This window comes from Oceanisphaera marina, assembly GCF_014643915.1.
Lineage (GTDB): Bacteria > Pseudomonadota > Gammaproteobacteria > Enterobacterales > Aeromonadaceae > Oceanimonas > Oceanimonas marina.
Genome location: NZ_BMKE01000060.1, coordinates 1 through 1271, shown reverse-complemented (window position 1 = coordinate 1271; position 1271 = coordinate 1). Strand labels below are relative to the sequence as shown.

Here is a 1271-nt window from a genome sequence, read left to right as displayed (position 1 = left end):
TGGAATGGCCCGACTAAAGTAGACACTAGTTTAAGCAGCATTAAGTTGCTGCGCATATGCGTTGGGGGTTAACCCTCCCAGCGCAGTGTGTTGTCTTACTTTGTGGTAATACTGCGTGATGTAGAAGTGTATTTCTTCTGTCATCTCTTTACGAGTTAAAAGTCCTAAACGGCGGGTCCACTCCTTTTTCAGTAAAGCAAAAAAGCTTTCTGAGCACGCATTATCCCAGCAGTTTCCCCGCCGAGACATACTGATGGTCACTTTACGCTTATTCAACCACGCCATGGTCACCATGCAATGATATTGGCTGCCTTGGTCTGAATGGAACATCAGCTCACGGCCATCAGGCTTCTGCTTCTTCCAGGCCTGCTTTAAAGCCTTAATCACTAATTCAGCGCTATTAACCGGCCCTTGAGCCTTGCCCACTACCTGTCTGGTAGCAAGATCGATTATTACAGCCAGATACAGCCAGCCTTCCTCACAGCGTATTTGAGTAATATCTGACACCCAAACACGGTTCTCTTGTGCGACCGTAAACTGTCGGTCTAATAGATTCGGCGTCGCAGCGATGCCTGGCTTATGTTTACGATGCCCAGGCTTAGGCGCGACACAAGAACGATAGCCCACGCTCTGTAATAGCCGTTGCACTTGGTTTTTGCCGCACGCAAAGCCTCGGTCAACTGCTTCGCGCCATAATTTTCGATAACCCGCAATAGCATGTTGCTGCTTAGCTTCAGCCAATAAAAAGGCGAGCAAACTGCGATGACGCTCCGCCTGAACCGAAGGCTCTCGTTGGCGCTGCTTCCAACAATAATAACCCGCACGAGACACCTGGAGTACGCGACACATCACCAGTACCGTCCAGTTAATGCTGCGATACCGGTCGATGAAGGCAAATTTTATCGCCGAGTCTTGGTAGCGTACTCTTCCAGCTTTTTTAAGATATCGAGCTCCAATTCAGCGCGCTCTAGCTTTTTCTGAAGACGCTTGTTCTCTTGTTCTAACTGACGAAGGCTTTTATCTGGCCCTTCATTTTTAACGGGCTTATCTTGTTTCGAATCTGGCTTGTCCATTATCCACTCTCGACGCCAACGGCTTAATAGGTTCGGACGTACCCCTAGCTCACTGGAGATTTCAGCTAATGTTTTAGGTGATGAAACGGAGAGTCTAACGGCTTCACGCTTAAATTCATTACTAAATTTACGCTTGGTTCGGTATTGCATACACTTCCTCACTCTGAAGAAGTGTCTACTTATTCGGGGCCACTCCAG

1 protein-coding gene is annotated in these 1271 nt (G+C 48.0%); it reads right to left on the bottom strand.

Annotated features, from left to right (window positions below; genetic code table 11):
- Positions 1–30: 30 nt before the first annotated feature.
- Positions 31–1223 (bottom strand): IS3 family transposase gene (locus IEW52_RS15545; protein WP_188630991.1). Its coding sequence is split into 2 segments (ribosomal slippage): positions 31–926 and positions 926–1223, totalling 1194 coding nucleotides; the frame shifts between segments, so codons are not numbered across the junction.
- Positions 1224–1271: the final 48 nt, after the last annotated feature.